This is a genomic window from Bifidobacterium kimbladii, assembly GCF_032193675.1.
GTDB lineage: Bacteria > Actinomycetota > Actinomycetes > Actinomycetales > Bifidobacteriaceae > Bombiscardovia > Bombiscardovia kimbladii.
The window spans coordinates 1-1,549 of sequence record NZ_JASTZZ010000014.1 but is presented as its reverse complement, the minus strand read 5'-3'; the positions used below and the strand labels follow the sequence as shown (position 1 = coordinate 1,549).

Sequence of the window (1,549 nt, the reverse complement as noted above, 5' to 3'; positions counted from 1 at the left end):
CGACCGTGTACGCAAGGCTCCTGGCGAAAGGCTGCCCGTCCTGCCTGCCCGTGATAAGGATGGCGGCCAGCCCCGGCTTGCGGGCGGGCATGGCCGCCTGCCAGGCATCGTTGCTCCTGGTGAGCGCCAATGCTTGGCCGTTCATGCTGGCTGTTTCCAGGATGGGCGCCTGCGTGGTGTCGAGCCTGTCGGGTTTGCCGGGCTGGCCCTGAGCATCCATGCTCCACGCGAGCATGCCGCCCTGCCTGCTGATGGCGGCGATCCCGCCGCCAGTGCTTGCAGCCTGCACGTACTGCTGGCTCCCGTCATCCGCACGCTTGGGGGCTTCGCCAGGCTTCCAGGCCCAGACGTGGCCGTCCGCATCAGTGATGACGGCCTGGTCCTTGTTGGCGGTGATCCTGTTGGCCTGCGCGCCGTCCGGCAGGCTGACTGGGGTCATGCTTGCTGTGCTGCCAGCCAGGTACCAGGCCTGCCCGTCCGCGTCCAGGAGGAGGAACCCCTGGTTGAGGGCCTGGGATTGGACGATGCGCGTTTCCGGCTGCTGCTTGACGCATTTGGTTTTGCCGGTCTTGCTGGTATCCCAGGTCCAGGCTTGCCCGTCCGCGTCCACGATGAGCGCCTGGCTGGCGGAGGCGACGGCGGTGACGGCCTGCGCCTGCCCGGGCAGGCTGATGGCGGCCTGCTGTATAAGTTCCGGGTTCTGACTGTCGTCCTTGCTGGCCTGATAGGCGTGGACCCGGCCCTGCCGGTCCACCGCCGAGAGACGCTCGCTATTCATGCTGATGCTGGTGAACCTGGCATCCTTGCCGGGGTCGAGGAGCGTAGGTGCTGTTTGTCCGCTGTCCCAGGTGTAGATCCGCTGGTCGGATCCGATCGCGGCCTGCGACCGGCTGCCGGCTGCAACCTGCAGGTAGCGGAACCCGTCGGGAGCCTGGGCTGGGAAGGGCGCCTGTTTGGGCGTGCTGTCCTGCGTCCAGGTGTAGATGCGCCCGTCGCCGGCCAGGCCGACAGTCTGGTCTCCGGCGGCATCAAGACTGGCGAACTGAGGCTCCTGCCGGTCGGGCGGGCTGATGGTCAGCCGGGCGCCGGAGGCGGGCCCGTGGTCCGGGTTCAGCCGCCAGTCCGCGGCTTTGGTCCACTCTGCTTTCAGGGTGGTGTCCTGGAGGATGGGGGTCTGGAAGTTGAAAGGCTGGCCGTCAAACGTCCATCCGTCGAACCGGAAGCCCTCACTTTGAGGGTTCTGTTGCGGGGGAGCGGCGAGCGTGCCGGTTTTCACGGTTGACTGTGTTGGCTTGCTGCCGTTGTTCGGGTCGAAGCGCACTGTGTGCGAAGCCTGACCATCCCTCTTTTCTGCTGGCTTGGCCTGGGCGGAGTCTGCGCTGCCGGGTGTTCCCGTCGTCGATGACGGGGTTCCTGGCGTGGGGCTTAACGGTGTGGTGGCTTGTATCGGCGAGGGCGAGGATAGCCGGGTTTCTGGAGTGCTGCTGGGGAGAGTGCCGGGGGTTTGCTCAGCTACGCGAGGGGTCTGACGACCCCCCCCCCCCGGTGA

The 1,549-nt window shown here is 67.1% G+C and carries 1 pseudogene; it reads right to left on the bottom strand.

Features of this window, described 5'->3' with window-relative positions:
• Nucleotides 1-1,276, bottom strand: a pseudogene (locus tag QRX41_RS08360) (InlB B-repeat-containing protein); the annotation flags it as partial.
• Between the last annotated feature and the right edge of the window lie 273 nt (nucleotides 1,277-1,549).